Genomic DNA, 12,224 nt, shown 5'->3' on the forward strand with positions numbered 1-12,224 from the left:
GCCTCCTTCTATTCGGTTGGGGTTCCGTACTTCTCGCGCCACCAGGCGGGTGCGGATGCGACGGTGGGTGAGTCGGCTGCGGCTTCGGAGGGCACGGCGAAGAGGACGATCCCGGGGGCGGGGTCCTTGTTCTCCTTTCGCCAGCGCTGGATGGCGGCCGACGGCTCACAGATGCGGGTCTGGACGTTGTAGGCGCCGGATCCGCACTCGGTGAGGGTGCGCCCGCAGTCGGGGCAGAGCATCCGTTGGTAGAGGGTGTGGGCGTGGGTGAGCAGGTGGTCCCGATCCGTCCAAGTCCCGTCCCCGCCCACCCACGCCGACGGGGCCCGCTGGTAACGGACGCTGGTGTCGAGCAGGGCGAGGGTGGGGCGGGCGTGGTCTCGGGTCAGGACCTCGGCGAGAAAGGGGCCGTGACGCCGCCGGTCGGATCGCCGTAGGTGGCCTCGTTGAAGGCGTTCACGAGCTGCTGCCACTGGCCCTGGCCGATGGCGGAGTGCAGGGCCTTGAGTCCATCGACGGTGACGCGTTTGCCGTCGACTCGAGCGGAGGCGGCCAGCAGGGCGTAGGTGCGGCCGGCGGCGTCCTTGCGCTCTATGTCGGCGGTGGCTGCCTCAACTTCGGGGTTGATCATGCCGATGATGGTGATTTCCCGCTTCGCCTCGTCGACCTGCTCGATGAGCTCGGCCATGCGGGCCTCGATGCGGTTGAGGGCCACCTGGTGAGCGTTGGCGGACGGCTCGGCGACGGAGCGCTGCAGCTTCTCGGTCTCGGCTCGCTTGACCGCAGCGTCACGGTTGGTGTGCTCCTCGCGGAGGCGGTCGAGCTCGTCCTTGAGGCCGGGCTGGATGAGGTAGACGGTGACGGTCTGTCGGGGCCGGTACTCGTCCGGGTCGTGGCCGGCCAGCCATCCGGTGAGGTCGAAGGTATCTGGGTCCAGGTCAGCCACGAGCGGCCTCCTGGATCTGCTTGATGATGTCGTCGGCCTGCTTCGCGAGTGGCACGCCGAGGCGGTCGAGTTGGTAGTTGATCTTGGCCCCGCCGGTCAGGTGGATGATGACCACACCTGCGTTCCGTTCGGGTATGAGTTCAGTCTGCAGGTGGGTGATGTGGTCGGCGTTGGCGTGCACCGTCGCGCCGAGGGAGATGAGTCGCATGATGGGTTCTCCTTGATGGGTTTCGATGGGTGATCAGGAGGGGCTGGACCCGGTCCCGGCGGTGACCCATCAGCACGCCGGGACCGGGAGTTCAGTGGGTCAGGCCCCGGCGGTGCCTGCGACGACGCCGTTGAGTTCGGCGTCCTGCACCGTCAGTGGGATCGTGACGTGGATGTACCCGGCGTGAGGGTCGGCCTGGCGCTGCCAGTTGTCCGTGGTCACGGCGAACACGGAGTACTCGTCGCCGGCCTCCCACTCCTCGTCCCAGTCCTTGCCGGTCAGGGACTCCACCACGTACACGGGGGTGCCCTTGACCTTGAGGGCCTGGAACAGGACGTCGCCGGTCGGGTCGGCAGCGCCCGGGTTCGTCTCGTCGAAGTACCGGAACACCGCGATGGAGCCCTCGTAGTTCGAGCGGGCGGGTACGGAAGCCGAGGACGGCTCGCACACGGCGGGCTGGTTCAGTGTCTCCGAGGCGGTGGCCGCGAACCGGGTGCCTTCCTGGGCGACACGGCAGGCGGCGTCCATGCCGGCCGTCAGGGTGGCGACGGTGAGCGCACCGAGGGGTTCGGTCGGGGGTGCGGTGAGGACGGTGATCTTGCGGCGCTGCTCGGCGAACGTTCGCGGGGGCAGGGCAGAGATGGGGGTGACGGTCATGGTCAGGACTCCTTCTGGGTGAGGGGTGTAGTGAACGGGCTCTGCAGCCCTTCGGGAATGGCGACGCCTGCCTTGAGCAGTGCCTCGACGACAGCGTCTGACAGCCCGATCAGCTCGATTGGGCTGTCCTCGCCGTAGGGGTCGCGGTCCTGCGCGGCCAGCGCCTTCTCAAGGGCGTCCATGACGATGTCATTGGCTGCGGCGTTCTCAGCGGGCTCGTAGCCCTCTGGAATCTCGTTGCTCATGGTCAGGCGTCCTTCGGCTCGGCCACGCGGCTGGCCTTGGGGGTGGTGTTCGGTTCGGGCTCAGTGACGCGGCGCCGGTTCTTCTCCGAGGGGGCGAAGTCGAGGTTGTCGTCGAGCTCGACGAGGTGGGCGGGCCACCGGAACTTCTGCTTGGTGGCGTCGTTCTTTCGGATGGCCCACACACGGCCATCAGGGGACTGCTTCGGCACGGGGGCCTCCTACTGTTCGGGGTTGCGGGTGGTGGTCAGGGTCCAGGAGAGGGGAAGGAATGGGCGGGCCGGGGAGATGTCGGTGTCCGTGAGGACGGTCGCGGCTTGCTGGGAAAGGGCCGGCCGGATGATGCCGGAGCCGACCCGGGCGCCGGTGAGGGCCGCTTTGAGTTCGCCGGTGGCACCGAGGACCGCCCATGTCTCTGTGGCGGCCACGGTGGTGTTGAACCGGAACTCCTGGCCCTGCAGGTCCGGGCCGCCAGCCACGGGCTCCTGGTCGTAGGGGGATCCGGCTCCGGGCCAGAGCACGCAGTACGGCAGGATGTGGCCGCCCACGGTGGTGATCCCGGCGGGGACTTTGCCGGTGTCGACGCGGGTCGGGCCGAATGACCGGACCGTCTTGATCAGGGCTTCGATGTGCTTAAAGATCGGGTGAGCGTCAGGGATGCCTGCCATCAGGTGACCGCCTTCCCGCCGAGCTGGCCGAGGGCTTCCAACCACTTCGCGCTGTTCTTCTCGAATGCCGGGGACATATAGGGCTGGGGTGCCATGCGGGACGTGCCGTGCTCGACGTACGCGGCATAGTTCACGCCGGCCTCTACCTGGCCATAGACGGCGCTGCCGTCGGTTCCGGTCTCCGTGGTGATGGAACCCTTGAGCATGCCTGTGTCCACCGGCGCCAGTTCCCGGGCTCCGTTGGCGGTGTCGATCGTGGCCTTCACGGTGGCGGCCACGACCATGGGCCGGAGTTTCCCCGGGGCGGTCTGTAGCCGGTTGGCGTGGGCCCGAATGTCGTCGCCTGCACCCATCAGCCACCGCCCTGGGTGAGGTCGTCCAGGCAGGTGAGGTCACGCTCCCAGACGAGAGTTCCGCGCTGGATGGACGTGACCTTGAGGCGGCGTCCGATCAGGTGCGGGTCACCGTCGTGGCCGGGCTTGTACCCGGTGACGGTGATGTACGGGCCTGAGCCCGTGACGGTCAAGTCCGGCATCCGTGAAAGTGGCAGGGTCACGAGGTACTCACGGGTGCTCACGTCTTGAGAGACGACCTCGGCCTCGCGTTCGCCGGTGCGTTGCTGCACACGGCAGGGCACGTCACTGGCGTACGCAGGACCGGGGCTGGGCTCTACGTCCGGCCATACCGGCGGGGCGTCGGCACCATGAACCCGACAAAGCCCTGTCATGGTGGACTCGGCAACAGGCCTATGGTGTTGTTGCCACTCCGGTGGGATGACCTGGTGATTCGGGAGGCCTACCATGGCCAGCGTCCGTACTCTTCGGCTTCATGACGGCCAGACAGCCCGGGGGCCACGTAGCCGATGAACGAGGCTTCACCGTCCTCAGTGTTGGCGTGGCCGTCGTACTCGTCAGCCTGCGCCCGGAGCTCAGCGGCCACCGCCGGCCCATCCGACGAGAGGTCCTGGGTGCGGATCTTCTTTGCGACCAGCACCTCAGAGGTGGCGATGATGCGCAGCGCCCGGGCGGTTGCTCGGTTCACGTTCTCATCGGAAGCCACCAGCAGGCCGGTGATCATGTCATCCGAGAGCAGCGGGGCATTCTCGTCCAGGTCCGTGATGTTCAGACGGACGAGTCCAACCGGGGTAGTGAAGTTGATGGGCACGGCAGTACCTCCCGGCGCTATGAAGTTGAAGGGGGCGGGTGGGGCAGAGGTGCCAGCTATTGGCGCTGGGTGCTCACATGCCCCACCCATTCAGAGGGGAAGATCAGGAACCGGTGGACGCGTACGTCAGCATCGGATCCAGGGTGCCGGCGCCCACGACGTGGCGGCCGCGGTAGGCGATCGTGTCATCGCCGAACGAGCCTTCCTCCGGGGAGATGGCCCCACCAGTGAGGCGCTGGCCCTGGTCGGCCTTGACCCGGATGTCCGGGTTCTCCTGGCCGCGGAGCTTGGCGACCACGAGGGCCGGACGCGACGCCGTCGGAGCGGGCAGCAGGTACCAGGTGGTGTCCGCCTTGGCCGAGGTGTTCACCACAGTCAGGTAGTCCGACACCACGACGGTGAACTTGCCGGCCAGCGGGTTCGGAATCATCCCGGACCCGCCCTCGGGGTTCGGGATCGTCGGGGTGGACACCAGCTGCTCGGCCTCGAACATCAGGGCAGCGGGGACAACCAGCTGCATCTTGGAGTTGGCCACCCGGGACGGGTTGCCGTTCTTGTCCTTGCGCTTGCTGATCGCCACGTAGGCGGCCTGCAGGTTGGCGCGGGTGAGCGGCTTGTTGTCCACGGCGTTGCCGTTGGCGGACTTGAAGAAGTCTGCCTTCGGACCGGCGGCGGACACGAATGCCTCGAAGGCGGCCTTGTCCTCGGTCTCGATTGCGCCCTGGGCCAGGTCGGCCGGCAGCTGAGTCAGGCCGTCGAGGTCATCGTTGACGATGAGCTCCCAGGTCAGCTTGAACAGGTTGCCGAACTTCTTCACGGCCAGTTCGTACTTGGCCGCGTCCTTGTTCCGCTCCTTGTACTCGGCACCCTCCTTGACCTCATCGAGGGCACCACGGCCGCCGAACAGGTCGACAAAGGTCTTCGGCTTGAAGTCCTTCACGGTGGTGGCCCGGGCGAGCTTCTGCCACTCCGGGGTCAGATCCTCGTACTTGGCAAGCATCTCCCGGTCGAAGGCGGCGCCGAGGTAGATGTTGAAGTCACCCCGGGTGAGCGCCTCAGACAGCATGGCCTTCTTGAAGGGGTTGCCCCGCTTCATGCCGTCGTTGAATAGCTTGGCGGCCTCGACCATGTTGGTGAGGAAGCCCTGCGAGGGGGCGTTGCGCTTCTCCCAGCCTTCGGCCAGGAGGAGTTCTTCGGTGTTGAGAATGGTCATGGTGTTTCTCTCCTTCAGGCCTGTGCCGGGCCGTTGAGCAGGGAGACTTCGACCGGTCCGGCAGCGGCGGCCTTGGTGGCCAGTGCGAAGCCGAACAGGAGGTTGTCCGTGGCGGTGGTGGTGAGTGCGCCGGTGGCGGCGGTGATGTACACCGGGTCTCCGACGTTGGCGACGGCGCCGGTGACGGTGACGTCAGCGGAGCCGTTGAGCCACACGGTGGCGGTGCCGTCGGGGAATCGTTCGGTCTGGGCGATGCCGCGGAAGGCGCCGACGGCCACAGGGGAACCGGGGACGACGTAGGCGGGGACGGGCAGGGAGATGTGCAGTGCCTCGGGGAGGCGCATGTTCTTGGCCACGGTCAGGCCTCCTTCACGTTGCGGCCGAACGCCTCAGCGACGGCCTTGCTGGCGGACTCGGGGGTGATGTCCTCGGAGCCGGTGGCGGCGGTGTCGCCGACGCCGGAGGGGGTGCCGGCGCCGTTGGCGGACTCACGGGCGGCTGCGGCCTCGGTGACCATGGCGGCGAACGCGTCGTGGTCGTAGTCGTCGTCCTTCGCGGCCGACTCGGCGGCGGTCACGTAGAACTTCGGGGCGTCCTTGCCGAACGCCTCGGTGACGGCGGCCAGGGCCTTGTCCTTGCGGGCCTCGGCTGCTTCCTTGGCGGCCTTGCGAGCGTCTTCCTCGCGGGCGTCGCGTTCGTCCTTCAGTTCCTTCTCCAGCGCGGTGACCCGGCCGGCGGACTCGCGCAGGTCGGCGAGTTCCTTGTCATCGATGGTCGCCATGGTGGCGCCCTCCTTTTTCTCGTTGACCCCGGCCGGACCGGACGGGGAATCTGTGGGGGTAATGGGGTCGAACTCGGTGCGGCGGCGCACCGGCTCCGGGCCGCCCTCGAGCGTCACGGTGGACCCGTCGACGGTGTACGTCTGCCGGTAGGTGCGAGTCGTGTACCGCTCATCGGTGGAGTAGTAGACGTAGTCGTCGTCGAAGTCCTCGAACCAGACGTACGAGCCGTCCGTGCCGTGGGTGTCGTAGACGGCCTTCGCCAGCCACCCGTTGCGGTCACCGTTCGTGGTCTCAGTGGCCCGCATCGAGCGGGACTCGATGACTCGGGCCGCTTCCAGGACCTCGGCGATGCGTCCCCCGCGGCCGGCGACGGTCACTAGGTCCACGCGGTTGAAGGGGTCCGGGATGAGGCGGTTCACGGTGCCGTCCTCGGAGATCTCGGCGGCCGCACTGATGGAGACCCCGATGAACTCGCCGAACTCGGTCACGAAGTCACGCCACGCGGACCCGACACGGGCCTCGGCGACGAGGGCATCGCCGGTCCACCGGGCGTCCTCTGTCAGGACGAGGGCAAGGTTCCGGAGGTCACCCTCCGGGCGCTCCATGTCTTCCATGGCGGTCGTGTGGTTCACGTGGCCCTGGGTGCCTCGGGGGAACGCCTTGTCCTTGGCGGCCCGCTCGAGCATCTCTGCTGAGTATTGGCCGGACGATCCTTGGCCAGGGGTGATGATGGTCAGGAGAACACGGCCCGGACCGGTGTTGGCCGGCGCCGTGGTCGTGGCCTCATGGATGCGCTGCTGTAGCAGAGTCGCCACGATGCCTCCTAGGCTGTTGGGGTGGATGATGACGCGAACGTGTGCACCCCGGATGGGCACCAGTGGGTGCTTGACGGTGTGCATTTGGCGTCGTTCGGTGGGGCGATGTGGGTGAAGTGCCGGTTTTGCGGGGCGGTGGAGCACCGGCCCGCGGCGAACTACCGGGCGCACCTACTGGGGGAGTAGGTCTTTCACTGGGGTGAGGCTGTAGGACGGCCGCCAGTCGGGGCTCTCGTGGCGAGTGGATAGGTCCGCCCAGGTGACATCCCCGTTGCGGAGTAGGTCGGCCCGGGTCTTGCCGAGGGCGCGGTCCTGGGTCTCTTCGGTGAGGCTGTTCCACCAGTCGTCTCGCTCGGCAGGCCGGTCGGGCTCGTCGTCCTCAATGCCGGTGAAGCCGAGCTCCGCCCAGGTCTTGGTCTTGTCCACGAACGTGCACCGGCCCTGCTGGTGGTCCTCGGGGCCGAACTGATCGACCGGCCATTCCGTGCCGTGCTGGGCGAGACAGGATCCGCAGGTCCGGGAGTCGAGTGATGCGATCCAGATGCGGGCGGTGATGAGGTCCCGGTTGACTTGTGCACTGGCACGGCTGGCGGCCCGGCCGGCGTCGAGCATTTCGGTTCGGGCGATGCGGGCGGCCCGGGCGAGGCCACCGTTGAACGCTCCCTCGGTGCGGGTCATGATGCGTCGGGCCACCGTGTTCGGGTTGTCCCCGACGGTGATGCCGCGGATGAGCTCGGCGCGCATGGCTGCCTCAGCGGCCGGGGCGAGTGCTGCGGTGGTGGATGCGATCTGCTGGGTGGAGCGGGCCACGATGGCGTCCAGGGTGTCATCGTTCAGGGTGCCGAGCGTGACCCCGGGGGCCTCGGGCGGGAGTTGGGCTTGCAGTGAGGCGAGGTGCGCGTCTACGGCGTCCAGGACTGCGGTGCCGAGGTCGTTGGTGATGGTCACCTTGGTCAGGGCGGCGAGCTCGTCCAGGCGGGACCGAGCGGCGGCCAGGGCTTGGGCGAGGCGCCGGTCTTTCGCGATCACGCTGGCTGGGATGGTGTCGGCGTCCGTGGCCAGCAAGACGGTGAGAGCGTCGGCAAACTTGGGGGTGAGCTCGTCCCAGGCATCGACCCATCCTCGGGTGATGGCGACGACCTGCTGGTCGGTGAGTTCTACGGTCCGGTCACGGGATGCCCGCACCAGCTGCACAACCTCATCGGTTACAGCCATGCGGGCACCCCCTCAGAGTGTTCCTCGGTGCGACGAGCTCCCCGGGTCGGTCGGCGGCGCGGGCGGCTTCCTCGGTGGGTCCTCCGGCCGATACCCGCCGACCTTGCCCGTGGGCTGGTAGGTGATGGCCAGCAGCAGGACCGCAATGACGACGAACAGCAGTAGCCAACCGGCGGCGTGGACCCACATCACAGGACGTCCGCCGGGTTTCCGCCGTTGCGTAGGGCATTGGCCGCGGCCTGCCCTGCGGCGTCGGCTGCGGTCTGGTTGGGGTCGATCCAGTTGCCGTCATCGTCAAGAGCGTCATCAATGATGTCGTCAGCGTTCTCAACGTTGAACGCCCGCAGGATGAGCCGCAGGATCTCCACCGGCGGCATCTTGCCCGTCTCGTCAGCGATCTTCACGGCATCCATGAGGATGGTGAGGTTGTCATCCTCGATTGGCGGGAAGTCCACCGTGACCGTCTGGTCCGTCTCGTCCGCAAACACCACCTGAGTGCGGTCCCGGACCTGTTCGATGCGGCCCTTCAACTCCCCGCGGGGAGCCTTCACGGACTGCTTGATCCGGTACCCAACGGAGGCGCGGATGAACTCGGCCCACAGCTTCTGCCGGTTCTCGAACGTGAGCCGCATGGGCTTGTCCAGGGTCTCGGCGACAGCACGGGCACCTTCCTGGCCGGGGTCGGCGGTGAGGATGGTGACGGCTACACCGGTGGCCGCGGCGACCATGGACGCGAACGGGCGGCCCTTGACCGGCTCAATTCCGGAGTAGGACGGGGTGTTCGCCTGCAGGTCGGAACCGTACAGGGTGCCACCCGCCGGGCCGTTGGTGGCTTGTGCAGCGGCGCGGGCCGTCTGGGTCTTGTCGGTCTTCGAGCTGATCACACGGGCGATCTTCGACAGCGCCTTGTACAGGTTCCAGCAGTCCTCCAAGAACTCCTTGTACATGCGGGCGTACGGGATCGCGGGGAAGCCGTCACCGACACCCCACTTGCGGGATCGGCCGGCCCCGTTGACCTTCACGTGGCAGATCGCAGCGCCGCCACCGTACCCGGGGGTGGTCTTGCCCGGCCACAGAACGGGCTTCCCCTTGATGACCGAGGGCTTGTTGATCGGGTCGAAGTCGATGTCCGGGTACCAGGCCGCCATCCGGCGAGGCGTGCCCTCGGTGTTCAGTTGCTCGGTCCACTCACGAAGGTAGTAGTGGGTGGTGGCCCGGTCTCCCGGGGCGGTGAGCTTGTCGGTGACCTCATCGAACGGGATGACGCGGGCCATGACGGTCCCCAACAGAGGGTCTACCCAGTGGCCGACGAACACGTTGCCGTCGTCGAACAAGTCGCCCTCGAGGTCCATGCGGGCCTGTTCACCGAACACGGCCGCCTTGTTCCCGGCGTCCTTCACGTAGGCGTCCACGATGGCGGACACGTCCTGGGAGCGGCGCCCCTCGATCTGCCCGTTGTCGGGAGCGGTGATGGTGCAGCCGGCGCCCCACACGTAGGCGCCACGGATGGCCTTGGCCCGCACCATGAGCGGGTTCATCCCGGAGAAGGCCCGTACGAGGTTGGCGTTGGACACGAGGGTGGAGTGATCCACTTCCACGGTCTCGGCTCCGATGCGGGCCCAGCCGGCGTTGTCCCGCTGCAGGTCCGCGATGGCCTCCTGCGCCTTCTCCAACTTGAACGTCAGAGAATCCACCTCCGCCACCACGACCGGGTCCGGCCCGGCAGTAAGAGCTTCACGGACGGCGGGGGACTGGCGGAGACCAAGCGTCTGCAGAATGCCCACGGGCGGCCTCCTTCGGTCAGTAGGGGGAGAGGGACCAATCCATCTCTGTGTCGGGGACCAGTTCATCCAGGTCTTGCGGGCCGCCGGTGAGCGGGCGCAGGAGTAGCTGGTTGACTGCCTGGGTCATGCCGTCGATCGTGTCGTCGTGGGCGGCGTTCGGGAAGTTGAGGGCCTCGTCCCGGAGGTCCTGGACGTTGGACAGCAGGGCCGCGGCTGGCAGGTGGATGTTCTTGGCGTGCGCGAACGGGCTGATGGCGTTGGCGCGGGCCACCTTGCCGCCCTCGGGTTCCACCGGGATTATCCCGGGGATGGACTGGGACAGACTGTTGATCACCGCGGGGCCGTTCGCTTTGTCCTCGATGAACTTCGCGCCGGCCTGTGGCCACTTCGCGGTCATGTCCTTCACGGCCTGGAGGGTTCGGTTGAAGTCCATGCGGCCACGGATCTGGTCCAGCAGGTACACGTCGGCTCCGACTCGCAACCAGACCTGTCCGACTACGAAGTCCGACCGGTCGCCGCCCTTGAATGCGAGGTCCCACGACTGGATGAGCTCGTGGTCTTCACGGTCGATTCCGGGGACGGTTCGGCGCCCGTCGTCGTGCTGCACCCAGATGGGCGTGTCGTAGGTCGGCCAGTCGGTGGGGAAGATCCCACCCTCAGCCGGGGAAGGCCGGCCCTGGTAGAGACTGGCCCAGGTGACGGGGCCGGATGAGCGCTTGCGGGCTTCCCACTGGGCGGTGGTGCGGCCACGGGCGGAGATCATGAACTCGTCAGGATCACGGCCGAGGGGGTCGTTGTCGCCTTCGGCTTGGGCTGGGATGTTGAGGAACTCCCACACGTCCGGCTCATCGTCGAGGAGCTTCCCTGCGAGGTCGTTCTCGGACCAGCGGGTCAAGATGAGGATGACCGGGGCGCCGGGGGCGAGGCGGGTCAGGACGGTGTCGGTCCACCATGTCCAGGTCTTCTCCTGGATGGTGGGGGAGTCGGCCTGCTCGCGGCCCTTCACGGGGTCGTCGATGATCATGAGGTCCACGGGGCGGCCGGTCATGGCCCCACCGACACCAGCAGTGAAGACGCCGCCCTCTTGGTTGGCCAGCTGCCATTCGGCCTGTGAGGCCAGGTCGGGGCGGACGCGGAGGCCCAGCCGGTCGGTGTACTGGTTGAGGTCGTCGCGGATGACGCGGCCCCAGCGGCGGGCGATGTTGGCCTCGTAGGAGGCGATGGCCACGCGCAGATCGGGGTTCTGGGTCAGGGCCCAGAGGGGGAAGCGGCGGGAGCCGAGCTGGCTCTTGCCCTCCTGGGGTGGCATGGAGATGATGAGCCGGCCGTCCGGCTTGTTCATGGTCTCCACGAGGCGCTGGTTGATGAGGTCCAGTGCTGGGGTGCGGACCACTCGAGGGTCGAGGGCGGTGGCCATGTCCAAGGGGCTGGCGTACTCGGGCGCCGTCTTCTCGAACTTCTGGGCCGCCAGCTCCCACACGGATGCCGCTGCCATGGTGCGGCCTCCGTCCTCCGATCCTCGGTGTTGAAGTTGGTTGACAGTGGCGGGCCCGCCGGCGTCCCAGCGTTTGGGGTAGCCCGTTCGCACCTTGACGCATATGCATTGCGTCCGGGTCGCCCCCTGCCAGACAACGGGGCTGTTGAAGTGTTCACGGTGTGTTCTAGCTGCCGGCGGTTCTCGTCGATGCTCGGTCCGGGCTGTCCACACCGTGAAGTGGGGGCCGATGGTGGGGAGTATCTAGCGCGAACAGGACCCTCAACCCACCACCGGCGGTCTTTGTGGGGACGGCAAACGTCCCTGCTGTTACCCAACTATACAGCAATCACGCCTCAACTACACCTCAATGAGTGCTTCTGGGTCGCGTGTCGGGTGGAGGGCGGCGACGATGGCGGCTGGCGTGTAGAGCGCGGTCCCGGTGTGGTCCCTGCCGTTGGGGTGGAGCTTGCCGCGGGCGGCCCACATGCCCACTCGCTTCTTGTCGACGTAGATGCCGTACCTGGCGAGCCAGGCGGTGGCGGTGCCGACGAGCATGGGCACGTAGGCGCCTTCTTGCTTGACCCGGTGGCGGACGCCAGCGAGGTCCGGCGCCGTCTCCTTCTCTCCTTCGACCATGTCCACGGCCATCTGCACGCGGGCTTGCACCCAGTGGTGCCACCATCCCGGGTTCTCGACTTGGGACCAGTCCGCGGCGGTCAGCTGCCGCCATGCTCGGAGGTCTTGGAGGATGGCCAGGGCGGTGAGGTTCATGGGTTCGGTGGGGCCGTAGGCGGGCCGGGTGGTGGCTTCGGTGCGGAGTAGCTGGGGGGCCATCTCCCGACGGCTGATGGCCAGTAGTCCATCAGATACAGACCAGCCCCGCTCGACTGCCCGCACGATGTCGTCCACGCAGTCCCAGCACATGAGGGTCGACGGGGCGGGGCGGGCGCACCCGGTCTCGCACAGGTGGATCTCGGTCTCGGTCATGGTCATCCTCGAATCGTGGGTGCGTCAGGGTGTCCGGTGCCGCCGGGCTGGCAGCGAGACTCGTGC

General features: G+C 67.5%; 18 protein-coding genes. All 18 read right to left on the reverse strand.

Annotation, left to right across the window (positions count from 1 at the left end; translation table 11 throughout):
- Window positions 1–8: 8 nt before the first annotated feature.
- Complete coding sequence (locus tag BOSE125_RS17385; protein WP_159555403.1) at window positions 9–473, reverse strand: hypothetical protein; 465 nt, start codon at window positions 471–473, stop codon at window positions 9–11.
- Window positions 386–946 (reverse strand): hypothetical protein, encoded by a 561-nt coding sequence (locus BOSE125_RS17390; protein WP_159555405.1) that lies wholly within the window; start codon window positions 944–946, stop codon window positions 386–388. The genes BOSE125_RS17385 and BOSE125_RS17390 overlap by 88 nt, the downstream gene beginning before the upstream one ends.
- Window positions 939–1,154 (reverse strand): hypothetical protein, encoded by a 216-nt coding sequence (locus BOSE125_RS17395; RefSeq protein WP_159555407.1) that lies wholly within the window; start codon window positions 1,152–1,154, stop codon window positions 939–941. Before BOSE125_RS17395 ends, BOSE125_RS17390 begins: the two co-directional genes overlap by 8 nt.
- Window positions 1,155–1,253: 99 nt before the next feature.
- Entirely contained in the window at window positions 1,254–1,811 is a 558-nt protein-coding gene (locus tag BOSE125_RS17400) for a hypothetical protein (RefSeq protein ID WP_159555409.1), read from the reverse strand.
- Window positions 1,812–1,813: 2 nt separating this feature from the next.
- Window positions 1,814–2,056: a hypothetical protein gene (locus BOSE125_RS17405; protein ID WP_159555411.1), complete on the reverse strand. Its 243-nt coding sequence runs from the start codon at window positions 2,054–2,056 to the stop codon at window positions 1,814–1,816.
- 2 nt (window positions 2,057–2,058) lie between these two features.
- On the reverse strand, window positions 2,059–2,265 hold the full coding sequence (locus BOSE125_RS17410; RefSeq protein WP_159555413.1) for a hypothetical protein: 207 nt from the start codon (window positions 2,263–2,265) through the stop codon (window positions 2,059–2,061).
- A gap of 9 nt (window positions 2,266–2,274) precedes the next feature.
- Entirely contained in the window at window positions 2,275–2,721 is a 447-nt protein-coding gene (locus BOSE125_RS17415) for a hypothetical protein (RefSeq protein WP_159555415.1), read from the reverse strand.
- Entirely contained in the window at window positions 2,721–3,074 is a 354-nt protein-coding gene (locus tag BOSE125_RS17420) for an HK97-gp10 family putative phage morphogenesis protein (protein WP_159555417.1), read from the reverse strand. Before BOSE125_RS17420 ends, BOSE125_RS17415 begins: the two co-directional genes overlap by 1 nt.
- Window positions 3,074–3,523, reverse strand: a complete 450-nt coding sequence (locus tag BOSE125_RS17425; RefSeq protein WP_256376004.1) for a DUF6093 family protein — start codon at window positions 3,521–3,523, stop codon at window positions 3,074–3,076. Before BOSE125_RS17425 ends, BOSE125_RS17420 begins: the two co-directional genes overlap by 1 nt.
- A complete protein-coding gene (locus BOSE125_RS17430) occupies window positions 3,517–3,885 on the reverse strand; it encodes a hypothetical protein (RefSeq protein ID WP_159555421.1) in 369 nt (122 codons plus the stop codon). The genes BOSE125_RS17425 and BOSE125_RS17430 overlap by 7 nt, the downstream gene beginning before the upstream one ends.
- 103 nt (window positions 3,886–3,988) lie before the next feature.
- Window positions 3,989–5,098 carry a Mu-like prophage major head subunit gpT family protein gene (locus tag BOSE125_RS17435; protein WP_159555423.1) on the reverse strand — a complete coding sequence of 370 codons (1,110 nt, stop codon included), beginning with the start codon at window positions 5,096–5,098 and terminating at the stop codon, window positions 3,989–3,991.
- A gap of 14 nt (window positions 5,099–5,112) precedes the next feature.
- Window positions 5,113–5,454, reverse strand: a complete 342-nt coding sequence (locus BOSE125_RS17440) for a DUF2190 family protein (protein ID WP_159555425.1) — start codon at window positions 5,452–5,454, stop codon at window positions 5,113–5,115.
- Window positions 5,455–5,456: 2 nt separating this feature from the next.
- On the reverse strand, window positions 5,457–6,695 hold the full coding sequence (locus BOSE125_RS17445) for a hypothetical protein (RefSeq protein ID WP_159555427.1): 1,239 nt from the start codon (window positions 6,693–6,695) through the stop codon (window positions 5,457–5,459).
- A 171-nt stretch (window positions 6,696–6,866) separates the two neighbouring features.
- On the reverse strand, window positions 6,867–7,910 hold the full coding sequence (locus BOSE125_RS17450; RefSeq protein WP_159555429.1) for a phage minor head protein: 1,044 nt from the start codon (window positions 7,908–7,910) through the stop codon (window positions 6,867–6,869).
- Between the two features lie 12 nt (window positions 7,911–7,922).
- Window positions 7,923–8,099, reverse strand: coding sequence for a hypothetical protein (locus tag BOSE125_RS17455; protein ID WP_159555431.1), 177 nt, complete (start codon window positions 8,097–8,099; stop codon window positions 7,923–7,925).
- The gene (locus BOSE125_RS17460; protein ID WP_159555433.1) at window positions 8,099–9,694 is read right to left on the reverse strand and encodes a hypothetical protein; all 1,596 of its coding nucleotides are present in this window, start codon (window positions 9,692–9,694) and stop codon (window positions 8,099–8,101) included. Before BOSE125_RS17460 ends, BOSE125_RS17455 begins: the two co-directional genes overlap by 1 nt.
- A gap of 16 nt (window positions 9,695–9,710) precedes the next feature.
- Window positions 9,711–11,189, reverse strand: a complete 1,479-nt coding sequence (terL, locus tag BOSE125_RS17465; protein WP_159555435.1) for a phage terminase large subunit — start codon at window positions 11,187–11,189, stop codon at window positions 9,711–9,713.
- Window positions 11,190–11,528: 339 nt separating this feature from the next.
- Window positions 11,529–12,158: a hypothetical protein gene (locus tag BOSE125_RS17470; RefSeq protein ID WP_159555437.1), complete on the reverse strand. Its 630-nt coding sequence runs from the start codon at window positions 12,156–12,158 to the stop codon at window positions 11,529–11,531.
- Window positions 12,159–12,224 lie beyond the last annotated feature (66 nt).

It is taken from the genome of Citricoccus sp. K5, assembly GCF_902506195.1.
In the GTDB taxonomy this organism is placed as follows: domain Bacteria; phylum Actinomycetota; class Actinomycetes; order Actinomycetales; family Micrococcaceae; genus Citricoccus.

What these genes read in the sequence shown, in the direction of transcription:
- BOSE125_RS17395 (WP_159555407.1), bottom strand. Translation starts at nt 1,154, where the DNA reads ATGCGACTCATCTCCCTCGGCGCGACGGTGCACGCCAACGCCGACCAC.
- BOSE125_RS17400 (WP_159555409.1), bottom strand. Translation starts at nt 1,811, where the DNA reads ATGACCGTCACCCCCATCTCTGCCCTGCCCCCGCGAACGTTCGCCGAG.
- BOSE125_RS17405 (WP_159555411.1), bottom strand. Translation starts at nt 2,056, where the DNA reads ATGAGCAACGAGATTCCAGAGGGCTACGAGCCCGCTGAGAACGCCGCA.
- BOSE125_RS17415 (WP_159555415.1), bottom strand. Translation starts at nt 2,721, where the DNA reads ATGGCAGGCATCCCTGACGCTCACCCGATCTTTAAGCACATCGAAGCC.
- BOSE125_RS17420 (WP_159555417.1), bottom strand. Translation starts at nt 3,074, where the DNA reads ATGGGTGCAGGCGACGACATTCGGGCCCACGCCAACCGGCTACAGACC.
- BOSE125_RS17425 (WP_256376004.1), bottom strand. Translation starts at nt 3,523, where the DNA reads ATGGTAGGCCTCCCGAATCACCAGGTCATCCCACCGGAGTGGCAACAA.
- BOSE125_RS17435 (WP_159555423.1), bottom strand. Translation starts at nt 5,098, where the DNA reads ATGACCATTCTCAACACCGAAGAACTCCTCCTGGCCGAAGGCTGGGAG.
- BOSE125_RS17450 (WP_159555429.1), bottom strand. Translation starts at nt 7,910, where the DNA reads ATGGCTGTAACCGATGAGGTTGTGCAGCTGGTGCGGGCATCCCGTGAC.
- BOSE125_RS17455 (WP_159555431.1), bottom strand. Translation starts at nt 8,099, where the DNA reads ATGTGGGTCCACGCCGCCGGTTGGCTACTGCTGTTCGTCGTCATTGCG.
- terL (WP_159555435.1), bottom strand. Translation starts at nt 11,189, where the DNA reads ATGGCAGCGGCATCCGTGTGGGAGCTGGCGGCCCAGAAGTTCGAGAAG.
- BOSE125_RS17470 (WP_159555437.1), bottom strand. Translation starts at nt 12,158, where the DNA reads ATGACCGAGACCGAGATCCACCTGTGCGAGACCGGGTGCGCCCGCCCC.